At 64.8% G+C, this 3,112-nt stretch carries 3 protein-coding genes; all 3 read right to left on the reverse strand.

What is annotated here, in order from left to right; all coding sequences use genetic code 11:
* Window positions 1–1,047: AAA family ATPase (locus tag EGI20_RS16880; protein WP_498632868.1), on the reverse strand; the 1,047-nt coding region annotated here is incomplete at its 3' end.
* Window positions 1,031–2,524 carry a polyphosphate:AMP phosphotransferase gene (gene pap, locus EGI20_RS16885; protein ID WP_498632870.1) on the reverse strand — a complete coding sequence of 498 codons (1,494 nt, stop codon included), beginning with the start codon at window positions 2,522–2,524 and terminating at the stop codon, window positions 1,031–1,033. The genes pap and EGI20_RS16880, both read right to left, overlap by 17 nt.
* 80 nt (window positions 2,525–2,604) lie before the next feature.
* The coding region (locus EGI20_RS16890) for a PD-(D/E)XK nuclease family protein (protein WP_498632871.1) at window positions 2,605–3,112 on the reverse strand (508 nt) is incomplete at its 5' end.

A 3,112-nucleotide genomic window follows, 5' to 3' on the forward strand; every position in this document is an offset into this window, starting at 1 on the left:
CACCGCGCGCGCCAGACGGCCGATGCCGCTATCTGCGCCAAAGCGATGGCTGCGGGTGAGGAAAACCACCGTGTCAGATAGGGCCTGTGCCGGGCTGGCGGCCCCCGGTGCCGCGAGCCCGGCTGCCGCCAGCCATGCCAGCGTGTCGCTGCTCCACGCCTCGCGTTCGGCCACATCACCCAAGACCGCACCGGCATCGACCGAAGCCAGCTGGTCACGGTCACCCAGCAGGATCAGACGCGCATGTGCAGGCAAGGCCGCAACGGTGTCGTGCATCAGGGTCAGATCCACCATCGAGGCTTCGTCTATCACCAGCACATCCAGCGGCAGCGGGTTGCCTGCGTGATAACGCGGCGCATCGCGCCCGGGCACCAGACCGATCAGCCGGTGCAGGGTTTGCGCATCCCCGGGCAATTGCGCCTTGACCTGCGCATCCACCTCCAGCGCCGCACGCGCGCCGCGCATCGATTCGGACAAACGCGCGGCCGCCTTGCCGGTGGGCGCCGCCATGCCCATCACCAGCGGGCGTGGCGACAGGGCGGCCAGCATCGCCAACAGGCGCACCACGGTGGTGGTCTTGCCGGTGCCGGGGCCGCCGGAAATCACCAGCAGATGCTGGCGCACCGCCAGCGCCGCCGCCAGACGCTGGCGGTCGGCCGCCCCTTCGGAGGTCGGAGCAAACAGCGCGTCCAGCAAGGTGGCGACCCGCTCAGGATCGACGGCGTCCTTATGGGCAGCCAAGGCAGCCAGACGCTCGGCCAATTCCTTTTCAAACCACCAGTGACGGGCAAAATACAGGCGACCGGCCTCGTCCAGCACCAAGGGCGCATAGCCGCCGGGACGGGCAAGCAAAGGGCTGGCGGCAAGCTCGCGCCGGCTCTGTGAGTCAGCGATGCGCCGGCACACATGGCCGGCGCGGTTAGCGCGGATCAGCGCGATGATCGCGGCCTCGGCCGCCTCGCCCAGCGCCGGGTCCAGCCGCCGCATCAGGCCGGACAGCACGCCGGGCAAGACTTCGCTGACGTTCTCTTCAGTTGGCGTCTGCATCCAGCCTCGCCTCCAGCGCATCGCACACGGTCTTGAGCACCTTGATGCGCGCATAGTGCTTGTTGTTGGCCTCGACCAGCGTCCACGGCACCCGCGTCGTGCTGGTGCGGTCTATCATGTCGCACACCGCCAGCTTGTAGTCGTCCCAGCGCTCGCGGTTGCGCCAGTCTTCGTCGGTGATCTTGAAACGTTTGAAGCCGGTCTCTTCGCGTGCCTGAAAACGCGCCAACTGTTCCTCGGCACTGGTCGCCAGCCAGAACTTGAGCACGATGGCGCCATCGGCTACCAACTGGTGCTCGAAATCGTTGATCTCGTAGTAGGCGCGCATCCAGTGTTCCGGCCCGCAAAAACCTTCCACTCTTTCCACCAACACGCGGCCATACCAGGAGCGGTCGAAAATCGCGGTATGTCCCTTGCCCGGCACATGGCGCCAGAAACGCCAGAGCCACGGCTGGGCGCGCTCCTCGTCACTGGGCGCCGCCACCGGCATCACGCGGTAATGGCGGGCATCCAGTGCCTGGGTAATACGGCGGATGCAGCCGCCCTTGCCGGCTGCGTCATTGCCTTCGAACACCAGCACCAGCGAATGGCCGGCGAAACGTGCATCGCGGGTCAGGCGGTTGAGCCGGCCCTGCAGCGTATCCAGCTCATTTTTGTAGGCGGCCTTGTCCAGCACCTGATCCAGAACCAGCGTATCGAGGAGCAGCTTGTGGTCTATCGGCTGCGGCAAGGGCGGGCTGTCGCTGCGCGGCAAAAAGGTATGCGGCATATCCAGCCGCGAGCGTATCGCCGCCAGTATCGCCTCGCCCACGGCCAGGCTGCGGTAGTTGTGGTCGGTGCCGTCTATCACGGCCCACGGCGCGAACGCGGTATTGGTCAGGCGCAGCATATGGGCGGCATGCTTGCGCAGCTTGTCGTACAGCGCATAGTGCTTCCAGTCTTTTTCGCTCACCCGCCACGCGGTCTTGGGGTCTTTTTCCAGCGCCTTGAGCCGCGATTTTTGCGCGTCTTTGGACAGGTGGAACCAGAACTTCAAAATCAGCGCGCCATCGTTGGACAGCATGCGCTCGAAGCGCAGGATGTCGGCAATCTGCTTGTCCAGCTCGGCACTGTCGATCTCGTCTTCGCTGCGATCAAACAGGGTGTCCGAGTAGTAGGAGCCGAAATAGATGCCCAGCCGTCCCTTGGGCGGCAGCTCGCGCCAGTAGCGCCACATCCACGGCCGCGCGCGCGCCTCGTCATTGGGCGCATCGAAAGCCACGGTATGGATCAGACGCGGATCCAGCCATTCATTGACCAGATTCAGCGTCTCGCCACGTCCGGCGGCATCGAAGCCGTGGATCAGGATCAGTACCGGAAAATCCGGCTTCTGCTTCAGGTCATACTGCGCGTCGAGCAAAGCCTCGCGCAGCGCCGGTACCCGCGCCTTCCAGTCGGCCTTGCTGATGCTGTGGCCGATTTCTGCCGATTCGAACATGTTTTCTCCTTATGTTATGGAACCCGGGCAGCTTGCGGTGGGTTACGCCGCCATTCGGCGGCTATCCCACCCTACCGCCTCTAATCCCCATCAAAACACCCATCCAGCGCCGCGATCAGCGCCTCGCTTGGGCTGTCGCGCCAGACGCCGTTGCCGGCCTCGTCCAGTCCGCGCAAGAACAGGTAACGCACGCCACCAAACTTTCCATCCAGCGCGACGCCGCGACTGGCAAGGTAGCGCTTAAGCGCGGCGCAATAGATCAGGTATTGCAGGTAGTAGTGTGCATGTGCGATCTCGTGCGCCAAACGCCCGGGTGCGTAATCGGCGGCGTGTTCGCCCAGATGGTTGGATTTGTAGTCGATGAGAAACCAGCGTCCGTCTATCACGCACGCCAAGTCGATGGCGCCGGTGAGAAAGCCTTCCACCGTATGAAAGTCCAGCGTCGCCGCCGCCGTGCGTAACGGCGCAGCCAGACCCATGGCCGGGTCGGTCAGCACGCGGCGCAGGCGCGACACCGATAGCCGCGCCAGTGGCCGGGTGAAATTCAGCTCGACCAGACGCTGCCTGGCCGGCACCTGGCGCAAGCAC

This window comes from Aquitalea sp. S1-19 (genome assembly GCF_024343515.1).